This window comes from Rhodococcus sp. NPDC049939, from assembly GCF_040656415.1.
GTDB lineage: Bacteria > Actinomycetota > Actinomycetes > Mycobacteriales > Mycobacteriaceae > Rhodococcus_F.
In genome coordinates this window covers 392042-418278 of record NZ_JBFAMC010000004.1, presented here as the reverse complement: position 1 = coordinate 418278, position 26237 = coordinate 392042, and the positions used below count along the sequence as shown (strand labels likewise).

The following is a 26237-nucleotide window of genomic DNA, read 5'->3' as shown; positions in this document are numbered from 1 at the left end:
TGTACCCCGAAGGGCCTTACCGCTCGACTTGCATGTGTTAAGCACGCCGCCAGCGTTCGTCCTGAGCCAGGATCAAACTCTCCGTTGAAGACTCACAATCAACAGGGACCAAACCCTGCCAATCAGTCAAAGACAAAAAGAGTCAAATCACCAGCAAAAAAACTCAAACTAGCAAAAACTCTGCCGGCACGCCCCAGACGGAAGAAATGAGACGCACCCAGCACACCCACACCACCACCACACCCACCCCTACACAAGAGGCCGGCACGACAACGATGCGGGCACCAAAAAATTTGGCACTGACATTCATCGACACACTGTTGAGTTCTCAAAGAACACGCACACACCAGAACCACCAACACCACCGTCAGCAGCCCCGAGGCAACCGTTCCAGTCTACCTTCACCGCGACACAGGCGCAAACCGGGTCCCGGACAAGGAATTCCAGAGATTTGGAGTACCACCATACATACTGATGGACTCCGAACTACTGTCAGGCACTCCGTACAACCTCGTGCCATCCGCCCTCAGGCGGAAGTCGGCGTCCGTGTCGCTCTGACCCGAACAAAACTACGCTCACCCCACGCCCAAAACCAAATCGGCAGGTCACGGTTGGCGTTCGTTCGGATTCCCGTGGTCAGATCCGGTGAGCCGGAGGTGATCCCAGCCCTCGAGGTCACATCGTGGTTGTGATGCCGAACTCATCGATCATCAGCATGGCCTATCAGCAGAGTCGGTGCCTACCCTCTCGATCTGGGCACCGAGATTCTGGAGGATCTCGACGAAATACGGGTAGCCACGGTCGATGTGGAAGACGTCATGCACTTCCGTGACACCCTCGGCAACGAGACCGGCCAGCACGAGGCCCGCGCCGGCGCGGATGTCCGACGACCAGACTGGCGCACTCGACAACTGCGCGATCCCACGGATAACCGCGTGATGGCCATCCGTTCTGGCATCCGCGCCCAGCCGAATCATCTCCTCGACGAATCGGAACCGTGCCTCGAAGACGTTCTCTGTGATCATCGACGTCCCCTCAGCCACTGCAGCCAGCCCGATCGCCATCGGCTGCAGATCGGTCGGAAATCCGGGATACGGCAGCGTCGCGAAATTCACGGCCGTCGGCCGGGCTTTCTGAACCACGCGGAAACCATCGGACTCGACGGTGACCGTGGCTCCCGCCACCCGTAGCTTGTCTAGAACCAGGCCAAGATGATTCGGGCTGATTCCGCGGACGGTGATATCGCCACACGTCATCGATGCGGCAATCCCCCACGTCGCCGCGACGATGCGGTCACCGATGACACGGTGTGTGGTCGGCTGGAGCTTTGCGACACCCTGAATCGTCAGCGTCGACGACCCCGCCCCCTGGATCTTCGCTCCCATCTCGACGAGCATGTTGCACAGGTCGACGATTTCGGGCTCGCGAGCTGCGTTGTCGATCACCGTCTCACCGTTGGCCAGTACCGCAGCCATCAGGATGTTCTCGGTCGCGCCTACAGACGGAAAGGCCAGGCGGATGTTCGCTCCGTGCAGATCATCCGCCTGAGCCACCACACAACCGTGTTCGATCGTGCTGTGCGCACCGAGCAACCTGAGACCCGACTGGTGCATGTCGAGTGGCCTCGAACCGATGGCATCACCACCGGGCAGCGCAACGACAGCACGCCGGCAACGAGCAACGAGAGGGCCGAGGACGCACACGGACGCGCGGAACTGGCGGACTGCCGCGAAATCGGCATGATGTTTGGGCTCAGCGGGGGTGGTGATTCGGACGTTCGAGTCGTCGAGTTCCACCTCGCATCCGAGTCCACGCAGGACGTCGGCCATGAGTGGGACGTCGAGAATGTCCGGGCAGTTGGTGACAGTTGTGGTGCCCTCCGCCAGTAGCGCAGCCGCCATCAGCTTGAGAACGCTGTTCTTCGCGCCCCCGACAGACACTTCACCTTCGAGGCGGCTACCGCCAGTAACAAGGAAGCGTTCGCTCACGGAACATAGCCTAGAGCCACGAAAGCCGGCCCGGGTGGCCGGTACCGTAACGTTATGGCCGTACACCTCACCAAGATCTACACGCGGACGGGCGACGACGGAACCACTGGGCTCAGTGACTTCTCTCGCGTTTCGAAGAACGATCCGCGTCTGATCGCTTACGCCGACTGCGACGAGGCCAACGCATCGATCGGAGTAGCAATCGCGCTGGGCAACCCGCCGGAGGAGATTCGGTCGATCCTCCAGCAGATCCAGAATGACCTGTTCGACGCAGGGGCCGACCTTTCCACACCTGTGGTGGACGAGCCGAAACATCCGCCGCTCAGGATCACCGACGAATATGTCGACCGCCTCGAAGCCTGGTGCGATGAGCTGAACGAGCGCCTCGAGCCACTGCACTCGTTCATACTCCCGGGCGGCACCCCCTTGGGAGCCCTGCTGCACGTTGCGCGAACGGTCACGAGGCGGGCTGAACGATCCGCGTGGGCTGCCATCGACGCAAGCCCGGAGAATACGAGCGTTCTTCCGGCGAAATATCTCAACCGGCTGTCCGACTTGCTGTTCATCGTGAGCAGACTTGCCAATCCCGAAGGTGACGTGCTCTGGAAGCCCGGAGCAGGGCAATCCTGATCAGACCTGATCAGGCGCGCCGGCCGCGGACCCAACGGCCCGACGGACGTGACTCGACCCACGACAGGAACGCTGTGAGCGCGCCGACGTCCAATGCGATCTCGTATGCCCTTTCCCGGTCCCTGACCGAGAGGATGACGATTTCGTCGGACATGATGTCGAATTCGGAGCCTTCGGGGCTACGACGACCTTCGACTTCTACGCCCTGGCGCTCGATGCGCGAATCAGGGCCGGGACGCAAGCTCGACAACTTGAAGAAGACGAGGGAACTCTCGCCGTAGCGGATGACGCCGTGGCGCCACCCAATCCCCGCTGCGGCAGGTACCGCACGGAGGATGGCCGCGGTACCCCCGCGGCGCATGACTGCAAGCCGATACAGGAGAACCGCGACGAAGGCTGTGGCCAGCACAACCAGAATGATCAACACCGTCATTCCGATTGCCACTGGTCGCCAGCTCCGTCGCGGTCTCTCGCGTCTTCCTAGGCGCGCTCTACAGCACGGATTCGCCCCTTGGCGATGGCAATCGCCTCGAGATCGTCTCCACCCGCGTCGAGCGTGGCCCTGGCCGCAGCCACATCGATATCCTCGGCCAAGTCGGCGGACTCGGCAAGGATCGTGACAGTCTTCGCGGTCACGGACAGGAACCCCCCGTGCACAGCTGCGACGATACGTTCGCCGTCGGTCGTCGTGACCGAGACCACGCCGCCCTCGACCAACTCACCGAGAACCGGCTCATGCCCAGGCATGACACCAATCTCGCCCTCGGTTGTCTGCGCGCTGACGAGAGTCGCCGAACCAGACCACAACCGTCGCTCCACAGCGACGAGTTCCACGGTCATCTCAGCCATCGTCGACTACTTCCCAGTGATCTTCTTGGCTGCAGCCTCGACGTCGTCGAGACCACCGCAGCTGTTGAATGCCTGCTCGGGCAGGTGATCGAACTCACCCTTGCAGACGCGGTCGAACGCCTCGATGGTATCGCGGAGCGGCACCACGGAACCGGGCTGGCTGGTGAACTTCTCTGCGACGATGAAGTTCTGGCCGAGGAACTTCTGCAGACGACGGGCTCGGCCGACGAGGACCTTGTCCTCTTCCTGCAGCTCGTCCATACCGAGAATGGCAATGATGTCCTGCAGTTCCTTGTACTTCTGCAGAATCCGCTTGACCTCGTTGGCGACCCGGAAGTGCTCGGCACCGACGATGCCGGGCTCGAGGATGCGGGAGGTCGAACTCAGCGGATCCACAGCGGGGTAGATACCCATCTGCGAGATCGGGCGTGAGAGCTCGGTGGTCGCATCGAGGTGCGCGAACGTAGTGGCCGGCGCCGGGTCGGTGTAGTCGTCGGCGGGCACGTAGATCGCCTGCAGCGAGGTGATGGAGCGTCCGCGCGTCGAGGTGATGCGCTCCTGCAGCTCACCCATCTCGTCAGCCAGGGTCGGCTGGTACCCCACGGCGGATGGCATACGACCGAGAAGGGTCGACACCTCTGAACCCGCCTGGGTGAAACGGAAGATGTTGTCGATGAACAGCAGCACGTCCTGGCCCTGCACATCGCGGAAGTACTCCGCCATGGTCAGCGCGGACAGGGCGACACGCATACGCGTTCCCGGCGGCTCGTCCATCTGACCGAAGACGAGGGCGGTGTCCTGAAGGACGCCCATCTCTTCCATCTCGAGATGGAGGTCGGTGCCCTCACGGGTACGCTCACCGACGCCCGCGAACACCGAGGTTCCGGAGAACTCACGGGCGATACGGGTGATCATCTCCTGGATCAGAACGGTCTTGCCGACGCCGGCACCACCGAACAGACCGATCTTTCCACCCTTGACGTACGGGGTGAGGAGGTCGATGACCTTGATGCCGGTCTCGAGGATCTCGGTCTTACCCTCGAGCTGGTCGAAGGCCGGCGGCTTACGGTGGATGCCCCATTGCTCGCCGTCACGACCGGTGCCGGGAGCGTCGAGGCAATCGCCCAGGGCGTTGAACACGTGGCCCTTGACGACGTCACCGACAGGAACGGAGATCGGCTTGCCCGTGTCGGACACAGAGGTGCCGCGGACGAGACCATCCGTCGGCTGCATCGAGATGGTGCGCACCAGGTTGTCGCCGAGGTGCTGTGCGACCTCGAGGGTCAGCTTCTTCGCGACCGAGGGAAGCGTGACCTCGGCGTGCAAGGCGTTGAAGAGTTCAGGAATCGCACCACGCGGGAATTCAACGTCCACGACGGGACCGATGACCCGCACGACGCGGCCGGCGACGGACGAATCCGGGCCTACCCCGTTGTTTTCGGTTACTGCTGCGGTCATTGCTTAGTCACTTCCTGCGCTCGAGGCAAGCGCATTCGCGCCGCCGACGATCTCGCTGATTTCCTGGGTGATCTGGGCCTGGCGAGCCTGGTTTGCCTGACGGCTCAACGTGTTCACCAGCTCGTTTGCGTTGTCCGTCGCGGCCTTCATGGCGGTGCGGCGGGCAGCCGACTCCGACGCCGCGGCATCGAGCAGCGAGGAGTAGATGCGGGTACTGATGTACTTCGGCAGCAGGGTACCGAGCAACTTGTCAGGTTCCGGCTCGAAGTTGTATCCGGCGACCGGTTCCGATCCGCCATCTCCGTGACCATTGGTCAACATGTCGTCACCGAGTTCGACGTGCTCCTCGGCAACCATCACCTCGAGCGGAGCCATCCGGCGAACCTCGGGAGTCTGGGTCAGCATCGACACGAAACGGGTGTAGACGATGTGCAGTTCGTCGACGCCTTCGATCGTTCCTACACCGTTCGGCGCGGGAACCTCGGAACCCGATCCGGCCATGAACAGCTCGACGAGGTGCCTGCTGGCCTTGGCAGCGTCGGCGTAGGCCGGATCCTGTGAGAACCCGGTCCATGCACCTCCCAGACTGCGACCGCGGAACGTGTAGTACCCCAGCCCCTTGGACCCGAGCACGTAGACGACCGGATCCTTGCCCTCGCTGCGCAGCAGCTGCAACAACTCCTCAGCCTCCTTGAGGATGTTGGAGTTGTATCCGCCGCACATACCGCGGTCACTGGTGACTACCAGGACCGCGGCGCGCTTGGGATTGGGGCGCTCGTTGAGCAGCGGGTGGTCCAGCGAAGCCGACGCACTTGCCAGCTCGCTGAGAACCTTGGTGATCTCCTCTGCGTAGGGCTTCGACGCGGCAACCCTGGCCTGCGCCTTGGTGATCCGCGATGTCGCGATCAGCTCTTGCGCTTTGGTGATCTTCTTGGTCGAGTTGACCGACTTGATGCGCGATCGGAGCTCGAGAATGCTGGCCATCGATCGATCACTCTCCCTTCATGTTTCGCAGCGTCATCGGCCTTCCGCTCACTTGCTGACGGTGGTGCGCTTGACGGTGACCTGCTCCTGGCCCACCTCGGCCGCATCCAGAGCTTCAGCCTCGGCCTCGTTCACCACCCGGCTTCCGTCGGAGGCGATGAAGCCCTCCTTGAACTTGTCGGCCGCCTTCTTCAGCGTCGTGGCGTTCTCCTCGTCGAGAGCCTTACCGCCCGCGATGCTCTCGTAGACCGACGACGCGTTGCGGCGCAGGTCCTCGATCAGATCCGACTCGAAACGACGGATGTCTCCGACCGGGACGCTGTCGAAGGCTCCTTCGCCTGCGAGGTAGATCGACACGATCTGGTCTTCGACGGGGATCGGGCTGTACTGGTCCTGCTTGAGCAACTCGACGAGGCGGGCACCGCGCTCGAGCTGAGCCTTGGAGGCAGGATCGAGGTCCGAAGCGAAGGCCGAGAAGGCCTCGAGTTCACGGAACTGAGCAAGCTCGAGACGCAGCGAGCCGGACACCTTCTTCATGCCCTTCGTCTGCGCGGCACCACCGACTCGGGAGACCGAGATACCGACGTTGATCGCCGGACGGACGCCCTTGTTGAACAGGTCGGACTCGAGGAACACCTGACCGTCGGTGATGGAGATGACGTTGGTCGGGATGTATGCAGAGACGTCATTGGCCTTGGTCTCGATGATCGGCAGCGCGGTCAGCGAGCCACCACCGAGCGCGTCGGACAGCTTGGCCGAACGCTCGAGCAGGCGCGAGTGCAGGTAGAAGACGTCACCGGGGTATGCCTCGCGTCCCGGCGGGCGACGCAGCAGCAACGAGATCGCACGGTAGGCCTCGGCCTGCTTCGTGAGGTCGTCGAAGACCACGAGGACGTGGTTGCCCTGGTACATCCAGTGCTGGCCGATTGCAGAACCGGTGTATGGTGCGAGCCACTTGAAGCCGGCCGAGTCGGAGGCGGGAGCTGCAACGATGGTGGTGTACTCCATCGCGCCCTGCTCCTCGAGCGCAGCCTTGACGCCCGCAATGGTGGAACCCTTCTGACCGATCGCGACGTAGATGCAGCGCACCTGCTGCTTCTTGTCGCCGGTCTCCCAGTTCGCCTTCTGGTTCAGGATCGCGTCGATGCAGACGGCCGTCTTGCCGGTCTTACGGTCACCGATGACGAGCTGACGCTGGCCACGACCGATCGGGGTCATCGCGTCGATCGCCTTGATGCCGGTCTGAAGCGGCTCCTCGACGGGCTGACGCTCGAGCACCGAAGCAGCCTGGAGTTCGAGTGCGCGGGTCTCGTTGCTCTCGATGTCGCCCAGGCCGTCGATCGGCTGCCCGAGGGGGTTCACGACGCGGCCGAGGAAGCCGTCGCCCACGGGCACCGACAGGACGTCGCCGGTGCGCTTGACTTCCTGGCCTTCTTCGATGTTCTCGAAGTCACCCAGGATGACGGCACCGATGTCGGTGGCGTCCAGGTTCAGAGCGACGCCCAGAACCCCGCCGGGGAACTCCAGCAGTTCGTTGGCCATCGCCGAAGGCAGGCCACTGACGTGTGCGATGCCGTCGCTGGTGTCGGTCACAACGCCGACCTCTTCGCGGGAGGCCTCCGGGGAGTAGCTCGCGGTGTAGTTGTCGATCGCGCTACGGATCTCGTCGGAGGAGATCGTCAGCTCCGCCATGTTTTTCCTGCTCTCGGTGTCTGGTCTTCGAAAAGATCTGGGGATTTGTGAACGGACTGAGGACTACGTGAGGGACTTCCGCAGCGCCGCGAGGCGTCCCGCAGCACTGCCGTCGATCACCTCGTCGCCCACCCGGACGACCAAGCCGCTGAGGAGTTCGGGATCGACCTCCACGTGAACCGTCACCGGCTTCCCGTAGGTACGGGTCAAGGTGGCGGCCAGCCGATCCGACTGCTCTGCAGTCAGAGCGGAAGCACTCCGTACCTTGGCGACAACGGTTTCCCGCTGTGCCGCGGCAAGATTTGCCAATTCGTCGAAGGCATCCGCGGGAGCTGACTTCAATCGTCCCACGGCCTGGTTTGCCAGCGCCTCGGTGACAGCGGTGACCTTGCCGTACAACAACTTGGAGAGCAGGTCGCGCTTGCTCTTCGCGGGTACGGAACGATCGGACAGAGCCTGCTCGAGGTTCGCGTTTCCGGCGACGATGCGGCCGAGACGGAACAGCTCATCTTCGACCGCGTCGAGCTGGTTCTGGTCGGAAGCCGCCTTCAGGAGCGACTCCCTCCCTAGAAGCACCAGCGAGTTGAGCAGGTCGGAGGTGGACGACCAGTCCTGGCCCGCAGCCACCTTCAGCACGGCGAGGGTCGCGGAAGATACCTTGCCGTCGAATACCTGCTCGGCCAGACTCTCGCGAGCGGTTCCGGTCGTCGAGTTGTCTGACAGTGCGCTGCGGAGAGTGCGCTGATCGTCCAGGGTCTCGACAACCGAGAACAGCTCTGCTCCGGTCTGAGCCGCGGCCGCTAGGCCTGCTCCGGCAGAGACAGATCCCAAGGCCGTCGACAACGCAGCACGGGTCTGCGTCAAGGCCTCACGGCTCGCTGCGTACATGGTGCTCACTTCCCTGCTACGGAGTTTGCGCCGATGGTGTCGAGCTCGTTCAGGAATCGGTCGACCGTGGCGGCCCGCTTCACTTCATCAGCGAGAGACTCGCCGATGACCTTTTCAGCAAGGTCGACTGCGGTGCGGCCGAGGTCGCCACGCAGTTCAGTGACGATCTGCTGACGCTGGGCGACCAGTTGGCTGTGGCCGGCGGCCACGATGCGGTCGCTTTCTTCCTGAGCCTGCGCCTTCATCTCATCGATGATCTGCTGCCCCTGGGCGCGTGCGTCCTCACGGATCTGCGCGGCCTCGGTACGAGCTTCGGCGAGTTGGGCACGGTACTGCTCGAGCGCCGCCTTGGCTTCGGCCTGCGCCTCTTCAGCCCTCTTGATGCCGCCGTCGATCTGCTCAGTGCGCTCGGCAAGAACCTTCTGGAACATCGGAAGGACGTACTTCCAGAAGACCAAGCCGACCACGACCAAGGCGACGATCGACCAGGTGATGTCATACGTCGCGGGCAGGAGCGGATTCTGTTCCTCCCCGGCGGCTGCGAGCAATGCGATGGTGGTTGGCATGTTGTCTTCTTAGAAGATGAAGCCGGCGACGAGGCCGATCAGCGCGAGGGCTTCGGTGAAGGCGATACCGAGGAACATCGTGGTACGAACCTGTCCGGCCATCTCGGGCTGGCGGACCATACCCTCGATCGCCTTACCCACGACGATGCCCACGCCGATGCCGGGTCCGATCGCGGCGAGGCCGTAGCCGATGGCTCCGTAGCCGCTTGCCGTGGTGGTGGTCTCGATCGTTTCCTGTGCCAGGTACGCGAGGCTCATTGTGTTCCGTTCCCTTTCTGTTGACCTCTGCCGAATTCGGCTGGAGGCTCAAATCTTGGTGTAGCGGGTCGTGAAAGTTTCGTGGTTCTAGTGCGAATCCGCGTGCAATGCAAGGTCGATGTACACCGACGTGAGCAGCGCGAACACGTAGGCCTGTAGGAAGATCACCAGCAGCTCGAAGAAGGTGAACCCGATGCTGGCGGCAAGAGATGCCACACCGAACACTGACTGGAAGCCGCCCGTGGTGAAGAAGAAGAACTGCGTGGCACTGAAGAACAGCACAAGCAAGATGTGTCCGGCGAGCAAATTGGCCATGAGTCGGACCATGAGGGTGAACGGTCGGAGGATGAAGGTCGAGATGAACTCGATCGGTATCAGCAAGAAGTGCAGAGGCAACGGCACGCCGGGGACGACGATGCTGCTCTTCACGTACTTGAAGAATCCGAACTTCTTGATGCCCACGTAGTTGAACGTGATGTATGCAAGGGCCGCGAGCACGAGCGGCATACCGATTCGCCCGTTGGGCGAGATGTTCAGGAAAGGAATGATCCCTGCGAAGTTGCTTGCCAACACGAGGAAGAAGATCGTCGTGATGATCGGCAGGAAGCGCTTGCCCTGCTCCTTGCCGAGGATCTCTTCGGCGATGTGGATCCGAACGAAATCGAGCGCGTACTCGGCAACATTCTGGACACCAGTCGGAACGAGCTTCGGGCTCCGCATCGCGATGACGAAGAAGAGCGCGACCAGCCCCGACATCAGGAGACGGATCAGCACCAAGCGGTCGAGTTCGAAGGCGGTACCCTCGAACAACACTGCGGGCGGGTAGAAATCCACGAGTGACGGCGGTTGATATTCCTCCGCGGCCATGAAGGTGACGCTCAGCGTTCTCTCCCGTAGTCGGTCCGCAACCTGTTGGCTGCGGTTCGATCGGACATTGACGATCCAAACAAGTCGACAAGCGCGACTCGCTGATTCGTCAGCTGCTGCGGACTGAGTTAGCCCGGCGTCTGTCGGTGTCGGCGACTCTCGTCGACTCGGCGGCCGTACAACTGCGGCCACCTACGAGGTGCAATACCCACGAGTAACTTACTCGCGGCATAATTGTCCTCGCTTGGCCCAGACCTTATCAAGTCGCCTACGACATTGCGTAGACGGGGTCCGGGTCGATTCGAAATTACTACCTTTCGTAGTACTACTTGTTTCCACCTCCAGGCGGATCGGCGACTTCCTGTGCGCTCGGCTCGACGTAGGGAACCTTCGAATTCAACACTCCGTACGTTTCCGAACCCAGCACGATCACCAAAGAAAACACGATGACCAGCACCAATGCTATGTCGTTGTAGAAGTCGAGCGGCTTGAGGATCGCCAAGACCGTGATCGCGAGGATCATCTTCAGCAACCAAGTGCCGAGTAGCACCGCTCCGGCGGTGACCGCCGGCAGCTTCGCGGTGAACAGCACGCCCAGAGCCGTGCACAGAATGAACCCACCCCCGACCGCGGCGCCGAGCAGCGCACCGTAGAGACCGGGCGTACCCGCGACGAGCGCCGCTATGAGGGAACCGACAGCTGCCAACGCAAGCAGACCTAAAAACCCATACCGGACAGCCGCCCTCAACGCAGCGGTCTGATCAGGTGTGGAAGCGGGAGTGAAAGTCACGGTTGCCAAGGGTAGTGGATCGCCACATGGCTGCAACAAACCGCAGATCAGCCGTGATGATCCTGCTGCTGCCCGCGGATCGACGGCACAGCAGTGACGACGAGCGCGAAGACCAGGCCTCCCGCCAACAGAAGCACGACAACACGGCGGTCGAACAAGGCTGATCCAACTGCGCCGAAGGCCAGGACGCCGACCCACAAGTAGATCAACAGCACGACACGGCGGTGTGAATGCCCGATCTGAAGAAGCCGATGATGCAGGTGCATCTTGTCGGGGCTGAACGGGCTCACACCAGCACGGGTACGCCGGACGATCGCGAGCAGCAGATCGAGGATTGGAATGAACATCACAGCACCGACCAGCAGCAGAGGCGAGAGCAGACCCAGAAGATCACGGGTGCCGTATGCGGTGAGCGGGATGCGCCCCGAAGCGCTTGTGGAGATAGCCGCAAGCATGAGACCGATCAGCATCGAGCCGGAGTCGCCCATGAAGATCCTGGCCGGTTGAAAATTGTGGGGAAGGAACCCGAGGCATGCGCCCGCGAGCGCCGCAGCCATGAGCGCAGGCGGATACGCACTGACATCACCGCCCTGGTCGTAGAGAAGTCCGACCGAGAACATGCAGATCGCGAGTGAAGCAATCAGGCCGAGACCAGCGGCGAGCCCGTCGAGTCCGTCGACGAAGTTCATGGCGTTGATCATCACGACCGCAACGGCCACGGTGACCAGCCCTGCCTGGAGTTGGTCGAGGATGACGGTGACGTCCCCGAACGGCATGTAGATGATGAACCAGCTGACCCCCATCACGACGAGGATGCCCGCCGCGGTGACCTGGCCGACGAACTTGGTGAGCGCATCGAGACCCCACCGATCGTCGACTACCCCGACCAGCACGATCACCAGGCCCGAGACCAGCGCCGCGGGGATGTCGGAGGTGAACTCGAACCCCCTGGCAAGGGCGGGAAGTTGATGCGCGAACAGCAGGGCGACCAGTATGCCCAGATATATTCCGACACCCCCGAGGCGAGGCGTGGGCTGGACATGAACGTCCCGCTCACGCGGAATGGCGACCGCCCCGAACCGAATCGCGAACAATCGCACCGCTCCAGTGGCCAGATATGTCACCACTGCGGCAGTGAACAGAACGAGAAGGAGTTCGCGTAGTGGAACCCCTGCTCCCCCTCCTGCTTGAGCCAGCACCACACCGGCCGAATCGGCCGCGTTCACTGTGTGGACAAACTCTCCGCCGTCACTCCGAGCACGTCGGCGATATCGCCAGAGGACACAGCGCCCTCACGAAGGATCCGGGGAGCCTCGCCGGTCAGGTCGACGATCGTCGATGCCTGCGCATGCTGTGCCGGTCCGCCGTCCAGATACACGCTCACCGACCTGCGTAGTTGCTCACGAGCCTCGTCGACAGTGGTGGCGGGTGGTTGACCGGAGACGTTGGCGCTCGACACCGCCAGGGGCCCGACTTCTCGCAGCAATTCGAGCGCGACCGGGTGCAGTGGCATGCGCAACATCACCGAGCCTTGCGTATCACCGAGATCCCACGCAAGCGAAGGCGCTTGCTCCACAACAAGACTCAGGCCACCCGGCCAGAACGCCCTGATGAGATCGCGGGTCTGCGATCGAACGCTGTAGACAAGACCGTCGACGGTCTTCCACGAGCCCACGAGTACTGGGACCGGCATGTCGCGCCCACGCCCCTTGGCCTGCAACAAAGAGGCGACGGCCGCACCATCGAAGGCGTCGGCACCGATCCCGTACAGCGTGTCCGTAGGTAGAACGACGAGTCGTCCAGCCTTCAACGCACTCTTGGCCGCACTCATTCCAGCGGCACGGGTATCTGGGCTGCCACAGTCGTAGACGGTACTCACCCGCTCATTCTTTCACCCTCGGAGCGGAGCTCCGCACGCTGTGCCTCGATAGCTGTCGCGATACGGCGAGCAACCACGAACCGCGGCTTCCCGGCGAGGTCCGGATGTTCGGCGACATCGCCGAACACACGGCGAGATTCGAACAGGGCCGCCACGGCGGCGCCGTTGGAGTCGTCGTGCTCGATCCCGACCGCCCCACCTATGCGCAACCAACGTGCAACATTCGAGATCATCGGCTTGATCACGGACAGGCCGTCCGGGCCGGCGAACAGTGCGCTGTGGGGGTCGTGCTCGGCGACCTCAGGTTCGAGTTCGGCGCCCTCCGGTATGTACGGCGGGTTCGCAACGATCAGGTCCACGCAGCCCTCGAGCCCCGCCAGCAGTGTGCGATCGGTTACATCGCCCTGATACAACCGGATCGGCGTGTCGCCGGCTTGTTCCCGGGCGCCTGCGTTTCGCCGCGCCCAGCTGAGGGCATTCGGTTCGAGTTCGACGGCGTGCACAACGGCGTCCGGGCGCGCATTGGCGATCGCGAGCGCGAGCGCGCCGGATCCGGTGCAGAGATCCAGGACCACGGGCGGGCGCTGATCGCAACCCGCGAGCGATGCCAGCGCCCAACCCAACAGCAGTTCCGTCTCGGGTCGTGGCACGAAGACACCGGGCCCGACCTCCACATCGATGTCACCCATAGCGGCTGTACCAAGGATGTACTGCAAAGGTATCCGTTTGGCGCGCTGGTTCACCATCTTCTCGTAGGCGTCGATCATCGACTCGTCGACGAGCGGTACCAAGCCCAGTCGCGTGCGCTCCACACCCAGTAGGTGTGCCGCGAGCAGTTCGGCATCAGCGCGAGCGCTACGCACTCCGGCCTCTTCGAGGTGCCGGGTTGCGTCGATCAAAGCCAGACGAAGTGGAAGGCGACTCACAGGTACAGCCTGCCATGCACACATCAACCGGATGCGCCGGTCCCTGCTGTTCCGGGGGTTGAACCCGCCGCTGAGCCGCCCCACACGTTTCGATCCAGCGCAGATCTCTACTCGGCCGCAAGCCTCGCTTCGCGGTCCGACTTTCCGAGCGCGTCGAGCAGCGCGTCCAAGTCACCGTCCAGGACCGCGTCGAGATTGTGCGATTTGAACCCGATTCGGTGATCGGTGATGCGGTTCTCCGGGAAGTTGTAGGTGCGAATACGTTCGGAACGGTCGACGGTGCGCACCTGACTCTGTCGCCCAGCCGCGGCCTCGGCCTCCGCTGCCTCCTCTGCCGCGGCCTGCAATCGAGCGGCGAGCACATGCATGGCACGAGCCTTATTCTGCAGCTGTGACCGTTCGTTCTGGCAAGTCACCACGATGCCGGTCGGCAAGTGCGTGATCCGGACGGCGGAATCTGTGGTGTTGACCCCCTGACCGCCCTTGCCCGACGACCGGTAGACGTCGATGCGCAGATCCGCTTCATCGATCTGCACCTCAGCAGCCTCTTCCGGCTCTGGATAGATGAGGACGCCCGCAGCCGACGTATGGACACGTCCCTGCGACTCCGTAACGGGTACACGCTGTACGCGATGAACGCCGCCCTCGAACTTCAGGCGCGCCCAGACACCGTCCCTCACATCGCCCTTCGACTTGATCGAGAGTGTCGCCTCCTTGTATCCACCGAGATCGGAGATCGTCGCGTCGAGAATCTCGACGCGCCACCCGTGACGCTCGGCGTAGCGCAAGTACATTCGCGCGAGATCCGATGCGAACAGTGCGGATTCCTCACCGCCCTCACCCGACTTCACCTCGAGCACCACGTCGTCGCCATCGTGAGGGTCTCGCGGGGCGAGAAGGTCGGTGAGCGTCTTGTCCAATTCCTCGACCGTCGCCTCAAGTTCCGGCACCTCGCCTGCGAAGCTGGAATCATCTGCTGCCAACTCACGCGCGGCGTCGAGATCCTCCCGCGCCGACTCCAGCTTGGTAATCGTCGCCATGATGGGCGCCAACTCGGCGAATCGCTTGCCGACCTTGCGTGCCGTTGATGCGTCATCGTGCAGAGATGGGTCGGCCAGCTGCTGCTCCAGGCCTGCGTATTCAGCCAGGATGTCGTCGATGGCCGAAGGCTGGGTGGCCCCTGCCATTGTTCACTCCTCTCTGCGTTCTCTCGGGGTGGGCACAAAAAAGCCGACGCCCGACCTGCAATTATCGCAGGACAGGCGTCGGCGGAACAGCTAGGACTTCTTGGCTTCCTTGGCTGCGCCCTTGCCGGCTCGCTTTCCGTAGCGGGCCTCGAAGCGAGCGACGCGTCCACCGGTGTCCAGAATCTTCTGCTTGCCCGTGTAGAACGGGTGGCACTGCGAGCAGACCTCGACGTTGATACGTCCAGTCTCCTTGGTGCTGTAGGTCTCGAAAGTGTTTCCGCAACCACAGACCACGGTGGTGGCCACGTAATTGGGATGAATGCCTGACTTCATGGTGTCCCTTTCAAATGGTCGCCGGGTCGCCTTCGCCGCTCGAAGACGTGAACCGGAACCGGACTCGGCCGCCCAGTATGCCAGATTGCGAGCCTCTGACCCCAGTGGGCATGCGTCCTGCAGTGCGATCAACGCGGTCTTCTCGAACTTTGTTCCACAGTCGTTCTTCCTGGGGAAACAACGAAGCCCGGCGATGATCGTCGCCGGGCTTCGTTCGGGTTGATGTCAGTCGCCGATCGCACCCGGAGCAGTCTTCGATACCTGCATGAGGAATTCGAGGTTGCTCTTGCTCTGCTTGAGTCGGTCGATCAGTAGATCGATTGCCTGGTGCGAATCGAGGCCTGAGAGCACACGCCTGAGCTTGTGTATCACGGCAGCCTCATCCGGGCCGAGTAGCAACTCGTCCTTTCGTGTACCCGACGGGTTGACATCCACGGCCGGGAACACTCGGCGCTCCGCGATCTTGCGGTCAAGCTTGAGTTCGGCGTTGCCGGTGCCCTTGAACTCCTCGAAGATCACGGTATCGCCGGTTGATCCGGTCTCGACCATCGCTGTCGCGATGATAGTGAGCGAACCACCGTTCTCGATATTGCGCGCAGCGCCGAGGAATCGCTTCGGCGGGTAGAGCGCAGTCGAGTCGACACCACCGGAGAGGATTCGCCCCGATGCAGGCGAGGCATTGTTGTACGCACGGCCGAGTCGGGTGATCGAGTCCAGCAGGACTACGACGTCTCTGCCCGTTTCCACCAGACGCTTCGCACGCTCGATCGCCAACTCGGCAACCGAGGTGTGGTCGCCCGGCGGGCGGTCGAAGGTCGAGGAAATGACCTCGCCCTTCACCGAGCGCTGCATGTCGGTGACCTCTTCTGGGCGCTCGTCGACCAGCACGACCATGAGATAGCACTCTGGGTTGTTGGTCGAGATCGCATTGGCGATGGCCTGCAGCACGCTGGTCTTGCCTGCCTTCGGCGGGCTTACGATCAGCGCTCGCTGTCCCTTGCCGATCGGCATCACCAGGTCGATGACACGAGTCGTCAGGACGTTCGGCGTCGTTTCGAGACGCAATCGCTGGTTAGGGTAGAGCGGGGTGAGCTTGCCGAACTCGGGGCGATTCTTGGCCGCTTCGACGTCGCCGCCGTTGACTGTGTCGATCCGAACCAGCGGGTTGAACTTCTGCCGCTGATTACCCTGCTCGCCCTCACGCCCGATGCGAACGACGCCGGTGATCGCATCGCCTCGGCGAAGACCGTTCTTGCGGATCAGGTTCATCGACACGTAGACGTCGTTGGGCCCGGCCAAGTAGCCGGAGGTACGCACGAAGGCGTAGTTGTCGAGAACATCGAGGATGCCGGCGACGGGCTGAAGGACATCGTCCTCCCGGATCTCGGTCTCGCGGGCATCCCCGCCATCGCCGCGGTCGCGACCACGACGACGCTCACGGAATCGACGTCCGCGACGACTGCGGCCACCTTCCTCGTCGTCACCCGGACGGTTGTCGTTGCTACGCGGGCCGCCATTTCCCTGGCCACGGTCCCCGCGGTTGTCACCACGGTCGCCACGGTTGTCGCCGCGCTCGCGTCGGCCGCGTTCGCCGCGTTGCTCGCCGGAGCCGTCCTGCTTGCCGGACTTCTCGGCAGAATCCTGACGATCGTCGGCCTGCTTACCCTCGGTCTGCGGGGCCGCGGAAACGGTTTGCGGGGCAGCATCCTGGACGCTGCTTCCCTGATCCCCTTGGTCCGGTGCACCGGCGCGACGTGAAGACCCGCGACGCTGACGCCCACGGCGACCGCCCTCTGGGGCTTCGGTGACCGCGGTGTCGGTGACTGCGGTGTCAGCGGCCGCGGTGTCGACCACCGTCGACCCAGCCGCCTTCTGCGACACCACCCCGTCGGTGGGCGCAGTCGAGGTCGCAGCGTCCGGAGTCACCGCAATTTGGGTCTGCGTGGACTGTTCGCGCTTCGCGCGCGTCGCCCGGCCACGGGTTGTCGGCTCGGGTGAGGCAACAGAACCACCCTGCCGTTCTTTGATTGCGGCGATCAGGTCGCCCTTGCGCATCCCCGAGATGCCCTTGATACCCAGCTCGCCCGCAATGGCGCGAAGTTCGGTCAACACCATTCCGGACAGGCCCGAGCCTCGGCGGGTCTCGGCGCGCATTGTCGAGGCCGCGACTGCACCGGTTTCGTGTGCGGTCGACGGCGCCTGTGAAGTGTCCCCTGCCTGTGCGCCAACGGTATCCACCGAAGAGGCGTTCACAGGAGCGGCGATGAGGTCCGTATCGGTCACGGAGGTCCTTTCCTTCCCTCACTTGCACTGCGCAGAGTAGAGGGTTCGTCCCGCAATTCGGGTCATGTACCGAATTCGGATGTGCCGTACGTAGTTGCGTGCGAAGAACTGCCGGCTTGCCCGCCATCACACCACCTTGAAACAGGCATGTGCTCGAAATCCCTACACAACTGATAGTGCGGAAGATCATGCCAGAACTCGTCAACCCCGATTATCTGGAGTATTTGTCCTGGTAGAGCACCGGCGTCTGAAGCGCACGATGTACGGACAATGCCCAGAATAGCTGGCAACGACCGCAGGAGCAAGAGAGAGTCCGACGGCGTGTCAGGTGATCTCGACTCCGCCCGCGACGTCGAGTTCGAGAAGTTGCAACTCGTCGGCTTCGGCGAGCGCTCGAAGATCGACAGGGAATGGCTCGGTAGTCAGTGCAAGCACAGTCGGCCCCGCTCCCGACACAGCTGCGGCAATTCCCGCGTCTCTCAGAATCGAAATCCACTTGGTCGTCAGAGGAAGAGCCGGAGCGCGCTGCGGCTGATGCAGCCTGTCCTCGGTGGCCGCCACCAATAGGTCCGGACGCCCTGTGAGCGCAACCACAGCCAAAGCTCCACGGCTGATGTTGAATGCAGCATCACGGTGCGGAACCATCTCGGGCAACAGCCCTCGGGTGTGAGCGGTTGACGAACGCACCCCCGGTACCAGTGCGACCACGCGGATCGCTGGGTGCACTTTCAGTGGCACCGCTTGGTACACGCGGCGGGCTGCCTTCGGGGCGTCGCCGGCTGACCCCGCCTCTGGCTCACTGGTCCAAGACACGACGGCACCCCCGAGCACACTCGCCGAGGCGTTGTCCGGGTGCCCTTCGAACTCAGATGCCAGTTGCACCAGTTGATCGAGCGACAACCCGTTGTCGGGGTCAAGCTTCGCGGCTAGGCCGCTGGCCGCAGCCAATCCTCCGACGACGGCAGAAGCCGAAGAACCCAGGCCCCGAGAATGAGGGATCGTGTTGCGGCACAACACATCCAGACCTTCTGCCCAGACACCTGCCGATTCCAGGCCCCGCTCGATCGCGCGAACCACTAGGTGAGACGGGCCCGATGGAACATCGTCTGCACCTTCCCCCTCGACCCGAATGTTCAGTCCCGCACCCGTCGTAGTGACCGTGATCTCATCGTATAGCGACAGCGCGATACCGAGCGTGTCGAAGCCTGGGCCGAGGTTCGCACTCGACGCGGGAACGCGCGCGGTCACGGTGAGCCCTGCGGGGAGAGTCTGTGTCATGGCGGCCGTCTGATTCTGCGGTGCGGTCGCCACCACTACGCCAGCTCGAGGGCGGAGGCGACAGCGACGGGATCGACCGGAATCGGTTGCACCTCAGGCATCCCAGACAATGCAGTGTCCGGGTCCTTGAGGCCATTGCCGGTGACCGTGCACACGACGGTGAGCCCCGAATCCAACCAACCCTCCTTGCGAGCGGCGAGCAGACCCGCGACGCTCGCGGCCGAAGCGGGTTCGACGAATACACCTTCGGTCCTGGCAATCAGACGGTATGCCTCGAGGATCTCTTCGTCGGTCGCGGCGCGGAAGGCGCCGTGTGACTCTTCCTTCGCACTGATCGCGCCGTTCCAGGATGCGGGCGAACCGATCCGTATCGCAGTCGCGATCGTCTCCGGATCCCGCACCGGTGCGCCGTGGACCAGGGGCGCGGCGCCGGCGGCCTGTACGCCGAGCATGCGGGGCTTCACGCCGACAAGTCCATCCGCGTAATACTCGGAATACCCGCGCCAGTACGCGGTGATGTTGCCTGCGTTGCCGACCGGAAGCGCATGCACGTCGGGAGCTTTACCGAGCGCATCGCAGATCTCGAACGCTGCAGTCTTCTGGCCCTCGATACGAACCGGGTTGACCGAGTTCACGAGTCCGATCGTCGGGAACTCCGCAGTAGTCTTGCGCGCCAGTTCGAGGCAGTCGTCGAAGTTGCCCTGCACCTGGATGATCCGCGCGCCGTGTATAACGGCCTGCGCGAGCTTGCCCATCGCGATCTTGCCCTGCGGCACCAGGACGGCACAGGTCATCTTCGCCTTGGCAGCATATGCGGCAGCGGATGCAGACGTGTTGCCCGTGGACGCGCACAGCACGGCCTGCTGACCGCGGGCCAACGCGTCGGTGACGGCCATCGTCATGCCCCGGTCCTTGAACGAACCTGTGGGATTGAGCCCCTCAACCTTGAGGTAGACCTCACACCCGGTGACTTCCGAGAGATGCTCGGCCGGTAGTAGTGGGGTGCCGCCCTCGCGTAGAGTGACCGTCTTCCAGTTGGGTCCGATGGCGAGTCGGTCTCGGTAGGCCTCGATCAGTCCCGGCCAGGGGGCGTGAACGGGATTACAGGTGCCGGTCATTGTTCGGTGCCTTCCAGTCGCAGAACGCTGGTCACAGCGGTAACGAATTCTTTTTTACTCAGTGCCGCAACAGTTTCCGACAATGCGGAATCCTTGGCGAGATGCGTGACGACGACGAGGCGGGCACAGTCGCCCGCGCCTTCCTGCCGCACGGTGGAGATACTCACGCCGTGCTGAGAGAATTCGGCGGCTACGGCCGCCAGAACACCCGCCTTGTCGGTCACCTGCATGCTGACGAAGTAGCGCGTAGGGATGTCGCCGATTGGCGCGATCTTCAGCTTAGCGTACTTCGATTCGCGCGGTCCGCGACCGCCGTTCACCTTGTTGCGTGCCGCCATCACCAGATCGCCCATCACAGCCGACGCGGTGGGAGCGCCGCCTGCACCCTGTCCGTAGAACATCAAGCGTCCCGCGTTCTCGGCCTCGACGACGACAGCATTGAATGCGCCGTTCACAGACGCCAACGGATGACTCAGTGGCACAAGAGCCGGGTAGACCCGGGCGGAAATCCGCTCCTCGCCTTCATCTGTGGTGATCCGCTCGCAGACGGACAGCAGTTTGATCGTGCAACCCAGCGCCCGGGCCGATGTCAGGTCCTCCGCGGTGATCTTGGAGATCCCTTCCCGATATACGTCCGCAGCCGTTACCCGGGTGTGGAAGGCGATGGACGCGAGAATGGCGGCCTTGGACGCGGCGTCATAGCCCTCTACGTCGGCCGTCGGATCGGCCTCGGCGTAGCCCAGTCGTCCGGCCTCTTCGAGTGTCGCGGCGTAGTCCGCGCCGGTCTCGTCCATCGCCGACAGAATGAAATTGGTGGTTCCGTTGACGATTCCGGCGACCTGGTCCACCCGGTCGCCGGCAAGCGACTGAAAGAGCGGACGTATTACGGGGATTGCGCCCGCCACCGCAGCCTCGAAGTACAGATCGACGCTGTGCATCTCCGCGGCCTCGGCCAGTTCTCCGGTGTGCTCCGAGAGCAAAGCCTTGTTCGCGGTCACGACGGACTTGCCTGAGTTCAGCGCCGAAAGGATCAGCTTGCGTGGCAATTCCGTGCCACCGATCACCTCGACGACAATGTCTACATCATCGCGGGCCACGAGGGCTGCCGCGTCGGTGGTCTGCAGCTCCTCCGGGATTCCACGGTCGGCTCCGGGCCGGCGAACAGCTACACCGCGCAATTCCAGCGGCGCACCGACACGAGCCTCGAGGTCTCGGCTGTGCTCCTGCAGGATGCGCACCACCTCGCTCCCCACGTTGCCGAGGCCGAGGACGGCCACACCGATAGCGGAATGCGCCGATTCACTCGTCACTCCTGTACCTCCAAGCTCAGCAGGTCTTCCACGGTTTCCCTCCGGAGGATCACGCGCGAGCGTCCGTCGCGCACAGCCACCACGGCAGGGCGGGCGAGCATGTTGTATCTGCTCGACATCGAATAGCAGTATGCACCGGTGGCAGCTACGGCCAGAACATCTCCAGCGTCGATGTCCTCGGGCATCCAGGTGTCGCGGACCACGATGTCGCCCGACTCGCAGTGCTTCCCCACCACCCGGGACACCACAGGTTCGGCGTTGCTGATCCGGGAGACGAGTTTGGCCTCGTATTCCGCCTGGTACAGGGCAGTGCGGATATTGTCGCTCATGCCGCCGTCCACACTGATGTACCGGCGGGACAGGGAGCTACCGACCGTGACATCCTTGATCGTCCCGACCTCGTACAGCGTAACCGTTCCGGGTCCGGCGATCGCACGACCCGGTTCGACGGCCAGCGTCGGCTCGGGGAGACCCGCCAAGGCGGACTCGTTGCGAACGATGTCACCGAGCTTGTCGGCGAGTTGATCGATCGGCGGCGGGTCGTCGGTAGGAACGTAAGAGATTCCCAGGCCGCCGCCGAGGTCGACTATCGAGATCTGGGCTGTCTTGTCCACACCGAACTCCGCGACGATGTGTCCCAGCAGCCCGATGACGCGGTGCGCTGCCACCTCGAATCCGTCGACGTCGAATATCTGGGACCCGATGTGACTGTGCAGGCCCACCAATCTCAGGTTGTCGGCTGCAAACACTCGCCGAACCGCGTCGATCGCCGTTCCATCCGAAATCGAGAACCCGAACTTCTGGTCCTCGTGAGCCGTGGAGATGAACTCGTGGGTGTGCGCCTCCACACCTACCGTCACCCGGATCAGTACGTCTTGGACTACGCCGGCTTCTCCGGCCACCCTGTCGAGTCGGTCGATCTCCATCGCGGAGTCGAGCACGATGTGCCCGACACCGGCCGACACCGCAGCCGTCAGTTCGGCGACCGATTTATTGTTGCCGTGCATCGCAATTCGCTCAGACGGGAATCCTGCATGCAAGGCAACCGCCAATTCACCGCCTGAGGCGACGTCCAGCGACAAGCCCTCGTCCGCAACCCAACGGGCGATCTCACCGCACAGGAAAGCCTTGGACGCATAGTGCACTCTGGCCGTCGGCCCGAACGCGCGCGCCATGTCGCGGCAACGGGACCGAAAATCGTCTTCGTCCACCACGAACAGTGGGGTGCCGTACTTCTCGACGAGATCTGTCACCGGAACCCCGGCCAGACTCACGACACCGTCAGCGCCACGGTACGCGTTCCGAGGCCACACCTGTGGGGACAGCGCGGCGAATGCTTCCGGATCGGTGGGTCGCTCGGGCAGTCCGGGAGCATGTTGATGCTCGGCGTGCTTGGGGCCCGCTGGGTGCGCGTTCACATCTGTTCCGGTGCGTTGACGCCGAGCAGTGCGAGACCGTTGGCCAGAACCTGACGAGACGCCATGCACAGCGCCAGTCGTGCGGTGTGGATCGGCGCCGGGTCTTCGTCACCCTGAGGCAAGATGCGGCGGCCCGCACCGTAGAAGCGGTGGTACGCCCCTGCGAGTTCCTCGAGATACCTCGCAACGCGATGAGGCTCACGCAGATTCGCCGCACTGGACAGCACTCGGGTGTATTCACCGAGCGTGCGGATGAGGTCACCTTCCTGAGGCGAGACCAGAAGTGACAGGTCCGGGTTGTCTGCGGAGATCCCGAGGTCGGCTGCGTTGCGTGCGATCGAGGCGAGGCGGGCGTGCGCGTACTGGACGTAATAGACAGGATTTTCGTTACCGGTGCTCGTCCACAGTTCGAGGTCGATGTCGATGCTCGAATCCACCGACGACCGGATCAACGCGTAGCGCGCCGCGTCGACACCGATCGCCTCGACGAGGTCGTCGAGCGTGATGACGGTGCCTGCACGCTTGCTCATCTTCACGGGTACGCCGTCGCGGACCAGGTTCACCATCTGCCCGATCAAGACCTCGACGGTATCCGGGTCGTCACCGAACGCCGCGGCGGCAGCCTTGAGTCGGCCGATGTAGCCGTGATGGTCCGCACCGAGCATGTAGATGCACAGGTCGAATCCCCTGGAGCGCTTGTCCTGGAAGTAAGCGATGTCACCTGCGATGTACGCGGCATGGCCGTCCCGCTTGATGACGACCCGATCCTTGTCGTCGCCGAAGTCGCTGCTCCTGAGCCACCAAGCGCTGTCCTCCTGATAGAGGTTCCCGGAGGACTTCAGCTCCTCGACTGCCTTTTCGACAGCGCCGGACTCGAACAGTGAGTTCTCGTGGAAGTACACGTCGAAGTCGACACCGAACTCGTGCAAAGTGCGCTTGATGTGGGCGAACATCAGATCGACACCGATCGACCGGAATACCTCTTGCTGGTCGGTGGTGGGAAGTTCCAACGCATCGGGGCGTTGGCGCAGCACCTCGGAGGCTATGTCGGCGATGTACGCACCCGCGTATCCATCCGTTGGTACGGGTTCACCCTTGGCTGCCGCGATCAAGGACCGGGAGAACCGGTCGATCTGCGCACCGTGATCGTTGAAGTAGTACTCGCGCGTAACAGCTGCGCCCTGGGTGGTCAGAATCCGGCCGAGCGCATCGCCGACGGCCGCCCAACGCGTTCCACCGAGGTGGATGGGCCCGGTCGGGTTGGCGGAAACGAACTCGAGGTTGATCTTCTTCTCTGCGAGTGTGTCGCCCCGACCGAACTGTTCACCCTCCGTCAGGATCTTGGCGACGATCGCGCCCTGCGCGTCGGCGCCCAGTCGGATATTGAGAAACCCGGGGCCTGCGATTTCTGCGCTGTCGATGCCGTCGACTGCAGTCAGAGCCTCGGCGAGCCACGTCGCCAGCTCACGAGGATTCGCACCGACCTTCTTGGCCACCTGCATAGCGATGTTGGTGGCGTAATCGCCGTGCTCAGGGTTCCGCGGCCGCTCGACCGTGAGCTTTTGGGGAAGTACGGACGCGTCGAGTCCGCGATCGGCGAGCACGGCCGCGGCGGTTCCGCGGAGCAGTTCGGCAAGGTCGGCTGGAGTCACAGGTATCTATCCTATGGCTAACGCGTATCGAGCTGTGATCTGCCTTCCGGCAACTTCTGCAGTGAGCAACGCGACCATCCACAAGCGTGACCGAGCCACTGCCCCTGGTTACGCTCGGACAGGAAAAGTATAGTGGCGCCTCCACGAGAGTCGGTCCTAGGCTTCCGGCTACCGGGGGAAAGCACCGTAACCCACCACCGAAAGATCACAATCCATGCCAAGCGGTTCGGAAAGTCGCGGTCCCGACAAGAAGTCGGGGAAGAAGTCGGCCAAGGCCATCAAGGCCGCTCAGAAGAAGAGCAGCGGCACCAAGGCCTCGGGAGGCGGAGCGAATATCAAGGGTGCTCCCCGACACATTCCCTGGCTGACGATCGGCGCCGGAGGAGCTGTCGTCGCCCTCGTCGCCGTCCTCGCCGTAAACCTCGTGCCCAAGTATCAGGCCAATGTGGAGGCTTCCCGGTATGAGCCGAGCGCCGAGAATCCGGACCCCTCGGTCGATATCGACGGCGTGATCACGGTCGATTACCCGGCGGGCATCCACGTCCAGCCGACACAACGCGTCGCATACGATCAGTCGCCTCCGTTCGGTGGCCCGCACGATGGCGTCTGGGCCACGTGCACGGGAACGGTCTACCCGGATGCGATCCGCTCCGAGAACGCCGTGCACTCGCTCGAGCACGGCGCCGTATGGGTCACCTACAACCCGGACGATGTATCCGGCGATCAGGTGCGAACCCTCGAGGACAAGGTCGACGGTAGAACATTCACGATGCTGTCGCCGTACCCCGGCCTCGACAGCCCCGTTTCACTGCAGTCGTGGGGCCACCAACTCAAGTTGGACAGCGTCGACGACCCGCGCATCGACCAGTTCATCACGGCGCTGCGGATCAACCCGAACACCTACCCCGAGGTTGGTGCGACCTGCTCGTCAATTCCGGGCTCTGGTTTCGACCCCGACAACCCGCCTCCGTTCGATCCGAGCCCGCCCGGCCCGGACGCGGTGCCCATGAATGGCGGTGACATCACCCCGGACCAGTCCGAACTCGGCGGAATGCAGCTTCCGCCCGGATTCGAGCAGACCCCCGACGTCGAGCAGGCGCCCGGCTTGCAGCTTCCGCCTGAGCCGTTGCAGGCGCCGACCGAAGGCAGCAATGGCTGACTCCACCGACCCCGAACGCGCAACCGAAACCGAACCCGCGGACGACGACACCCCCTCCCGGCCCAGCCAACGCAAAGCGCTCATGGTCATCGGGGTGATCGGCGCCGTCGTCGTCGCCTTCGCCATCGGCTTCTTGGTACGCCCGTCGAGCGAGGGCGGCACAGCGGTTCCCCAAGCTGGGTCCGTCGACGTCGGGTTCGCTCAAGACATGAGCGAGCATCACAGCCAGGCCGTGGAGATGTCGGCGATCGCGCTGACGGACGCCACCGACCCAGCTGTCCGCAGCCTCGCGTACGACATTCTCACCACTCAGCAGAACCAACTCGGACAGATGCAGGGCTGGCTCGAGCTGTGGAACCAGCCGCTGCTGCCTTCCGGCGGGTACATGGGATGGATGCAGTCGCAGAACTCAGACGGTCACGGTATGGATTCCGGCGAAGGCGCACACACCGGTTCGATGGCGAGAATGCCGGGCATGGCGACGTCGGAGGATATGGCGGCCTTGCGTCAGGCCACCGGCCCCTCAGTGGACGTCCTGTTCCTCCAGCTGATGCTGCGCCACCATGAGGGTGGGCTACCGATGATGGAGTACGCGGCCGAGCACGCCTCGGAAGATGTGGTCAAGAGCCTCGCCCAGAAGATGGTCAATACTCAGGAGAGCGAGTCCAGGTTGATCACGAACATGATCACCGAGAAGGGATCGAGTCCCCTCCCGATGAACTGA

At 63.2% G+C, this 26237-nt stretch carries 25 protein-coding genes and 1 rRNA gene; 3 read left to right on the top strand and 23 right to left on the bottom strand.

Translation table 11 applies throughout. From position 1 onward, the window contains the following. Together AB0I57_RS16900 and murA are read right to left on the bottom strand one after the other, a co-directional pair. Positions 1–88: ribosomal RNA gene (locus AB0I57_RS16900) — 16S ribosomal RNA — on the bottom strand; the annotation flags it as partial. Positions 89–710: 622 nt separating this feature from the next. Next, the gene (murA, locus tag AB0I57_RS16895; protein ID WP_358337492.1) at positions 711–1988 is read right to left on the bottom strand and encodes a UDP-N-acetylglucosamine 1-carboxyvinyltransferase; all 1278 of its coding nucleotides are present in this window, start codon (positions 1986–1988) and stop codon (positions 711–713) included. Positions 1989–2042: 54 nt separating this feature from the next. Here murA and AB0I57_RS16890 point away from each other — a divergent pair, with 54 nt between their 5' ends. Then, positions 2043–2618 (top strand): cob(I)yrinic acid a,c-diamide adenosyltransferase, encoded by a 576-nt coding sequence (locus tag AB0I57_RS16890; protein ID WP_358337489.1) that lies wholly within the window; start codon positions 2043–2045, stop codon positions 2616–2618. Positions 2619–2628: 10 nt separating this feature from the next. On the opposite strand, the gene AB0I57_RS16885 is transcribed toward AB0I57_RS16890, so the two are convergent. The 21 genes from AB0I57_RS16885 to argS form a co-directional block, all read right to left on the bottom strand. Continuing rightward, on the bottom strand, positions 2629–3051 hold the full coding sequence (locus tag AB0I57_RS16885; RefSeq protein ID WP_358337577.1) for a DUF2550 domain-containing protein: 423 nt from the start codon (positions 3049–3051) through the stop codon (positions 2629–2631). Between the two features lie 47 nt (positions 3052–3098). Further along, positions 3099–3467 carry a F0F1 ATP synthase subunit epsilon gene (locus tag AB0I57_RS16880; RefSeq protein WP_358337486.1) on the bottom strand — a complete coding sequence of 123 codons (369 nt, stop codon included), beginning with the start codon at positions 3465–3467 and terminating at the stop codon, positions 3099–3101. A 6-nt stretch (positions 3468–3473) separates the two neighbouring features. Beyond that, positions 3474–4925 carry a F0F1 ATP synthase subunit beta gene (gene atpD, locus AB0I57_RS16875; RefSeq protein ID WP_358337483.1) on the bottom strand — a complete coding sequence of 484 codons (1452 nt, stop codon included), beginning with the start codon at positions 4923–4925 and terminating at the stop codon, positions 3474–3476. A 3-nt stretch (positions 4926–4928) separates the two neighbouring features. Further along, positions 4929–5909, bottom strand: a complete 981-nt coding sequence (locus tag AB0I57_RS16870; RefSeq protein ID WP_358337480.1) for a F0F1 ATP synthase subunit gamma — start codon at positions 5907–5909, stop codon at positions 4929–4931. 48 nt (positions 5910–5957) lie between these two features. Then, positions 5958–7601, bottom strand: a complete 1644-nt coding sequence (gene atpA / locus AB0I57_RS16865) for a F0F1 ATP synthase subunit alpha (protein ID WP_358337478.1) — start codon at positions 7599–7601, stop codon at positions 5958–5960. 63 nt (positions 7602–7664) lie between these two features. Further along, positions 7665–8489, bottom strand: a complete 825-nt coding sequence (locus AB0I57_RS16860; protein WP_358337575.1) for a F0F1 ATP synthase subunit delta — start codon at positions 8487–8489, stop codon at positions 7665–7667. A 5-nt stretch (positions 8490–8494) separates the two neighbouring features. Further along, on the bottom strand, positions 8495–9055 hold the full coding sequence (locus AB0I57_RS16855; RefSeq protein WP_358337475.1) for a F0F1 ATP synthase subunit B: 561 nt from the start codon (positions 9053–9055) through the stop codon (positions 8495–8497). Between the two features lie 9 nt (positions 9056–9064). Continuing rightward, entirely contained in the window at positions 9065–9313 is a 249-nt protein-coding gene (locus AB0I57_RS16850; RefSeq protein WP_358337472.1) for an ATP synthase F0 subunit C, read from the bottom strand. 87 nt (positions 9314–9400) lie between these two features. After that, a complete protein-coding gene (gene atpB, locus AB0I57_RS16845) occupies positions 9401–10180 on the bottom strand; it encodes a F0F1 ATP synthase subunit A (protein ID WP_358337469.1) in 780 nt (259 codons plus the stop codon). Between the two features lie 325 nt (positions 10181–10505). Beyond that, positions 10506–10979, bottom strand: a complete 474-nt coding sequence (locus AB0I57_RS16840) for a hypothetical protein (protein ID WP_358337466.1) — start codon at positions 10977–10979, stop codon at positions 10506–10508. Positions 10980–11017: 38 nt separating this feature from the next. Beyond that, positions 11018–12196 (bottom strand): MraY family glycosyltransferase, encoded by a 1179-nt coding sequence (locus AB0I57_RS16835; protein ID WP_358337463.1) that lies wholly within the window; start codon positions 12194–12196, stop codon positions 11018–11020. Then, the gene (locus tag AB0I57_RS16830; protein WP_358337461.1) at positions 12193–12849 is read right to left on the bottom strand and encodes an L-threonylcarbamoyladenylate synthase; all 657 of its coding nucleotides are present in this window, start codon (positions 12847–12849) and stop codon (positions 12193–12195) included. Before AB0I57_RS16830 ends, AB0I57_RS16835 begins: the two co-directional genes overlap by 4 nt. Beyond that, positions 12846–13775 (bottom strand): peptide chain release factor N(5)-glutamine methyltransferase, encoded by a 930-nt coding sequence (gene prmC / locus AB0I57_RS16825; RefSeq protein WP_358337458.1) that lies wholly within the window; start codon positions 13773–13775, stop codon positions 12846–12848. The genes AB0I57_RS16830 and prmC overlap by 4 nt, the downstream gene beginning before the upstream one ends. Positions 13776–13882: 107 nt before the next feature. Continuing rightward, positions 13883–14962, bottom strand: a complete 1080-nt coding sequence (gene prfA, locus AB0I57_RS16820; protein ID WP_358337455.1) for a peptide chain release factor 1 — start codon at positions 14960–14962, stop codon at positions 13883–13885. A gap of 90 nt (positions 14963–15052) precedes the next feature. After that, positions 15053–15295: a 50S ribosomal protein L31 gene (gene rpmE / locus AB0I57_RS16815; protein WP_358337452.1), complete on the bottom strand. Its 243-nt coding sequence runs from the start codon at positions 15293–15295 to the stop codon at positions 15053–15055. A 225-nt stretch (positions 15296–15520) separates the two neighbouring features. Beyond that, on the bottom strand, positions 15521–17578 hold the full coding sequence (rho, locus tag AB0I57_RS16810; protein ID WP_358337449.1) for a transcription termination factor Rho: 2058 nt from the start codon (positions 17576–17578) through the stop codon (positions 15521–15523). Positions 17579–17902: 324 nt separating this feature from the next. Beyond that, a complete protein-coding gene (thrB, locus tag AB0I57_RS16805; RefSeq protein ID WP_358337446.1) occupies positions 17903–18856 on the bottom strand; it encodes a homoserine kinase in 954 nt (317 codons plus the stop codon). Positions 18857–18891: 35 nt separating this feature from the next. Next, positions 18892–19974, bottom strand: coding sequence for a threonine synthase (gene thrC, locus AB0I57_RS16800; RefSeq protein WP_358337443.1), 1083 nt, complete (start codon positions 19972–19974; stop codon positions 18892–18894). After that, on the bottom strand, positions 19971–21284 hold the full coding sequence (locus AB0I57_RS16795) for a homoserine dehydrogenase (protein WP_358337440.1): 1314 nt from the start codon (positions 21282–21284) through the stop codon (positions 19971–19973). The genes thrC and AB0I57_RS16795 overlap by 4 nt, the downstream gene beginning before the upstream one ends. Then, positions 21281–22702, bottom strand: coding sequence for a diaminopimelate decarboxylase (gene lysA / locus AB0I57_RS16790; RefSeq protein ID WP_358337437.1), 1422 nt, complete (start codon positions 22700–22702; stop codon positions 21281–21283). Before lysA ends, AB0I57_RS16795 begins: the two co-directional genes overlap by 4 nt. After that, complete coding sequence (gene argS, locus AB0I57_RS16785) at positions 22699–24354, bottom strand: arginine--tRNA ligase (RefSeq protein ID WP_358337434.1); 1656 nt, start codon at positions 24352–24354, stop codon at positions 22699–22701. Before argS ends, lysA begins: the two co-directional genes overlap by 4 nt. A gap of 214 nt (positions 24355–24568) precedes the next feature. Here argS and AB0I57_RS16780 point away from each other — a divergent pair, with 214 nt between their 5' ends. Together AB0I57_RS16780 and AB0I57_RS16775 are read left to right on the top strand one after the other, a co-directional pair. Further along, positions 24569–25513 (top strand): DUF3105 domain-containing protein, encoded by a 945-nt coding sequence (locus AB0I57_RS16780; protein WP_358337431.1) that lies wholly within the window; start codon positions 24569–24571, stop codon positions 25511–25513. Continuing rightward, positions 25506–26237 (top strand): DUF305 domain-containing protein, encoded by a 732-nt coding sequence (locus AB0I57_RS16775; RefSeq protein ID WP_358337428.1) that lies wholly within the window; start codon positions 25506–25508, stop codon positions 26235–26237. The genes AB0I57_RS16780 and AB0I57_RS16775 overlap by 8 nt, the downstream gene beginning before the upstream one ends.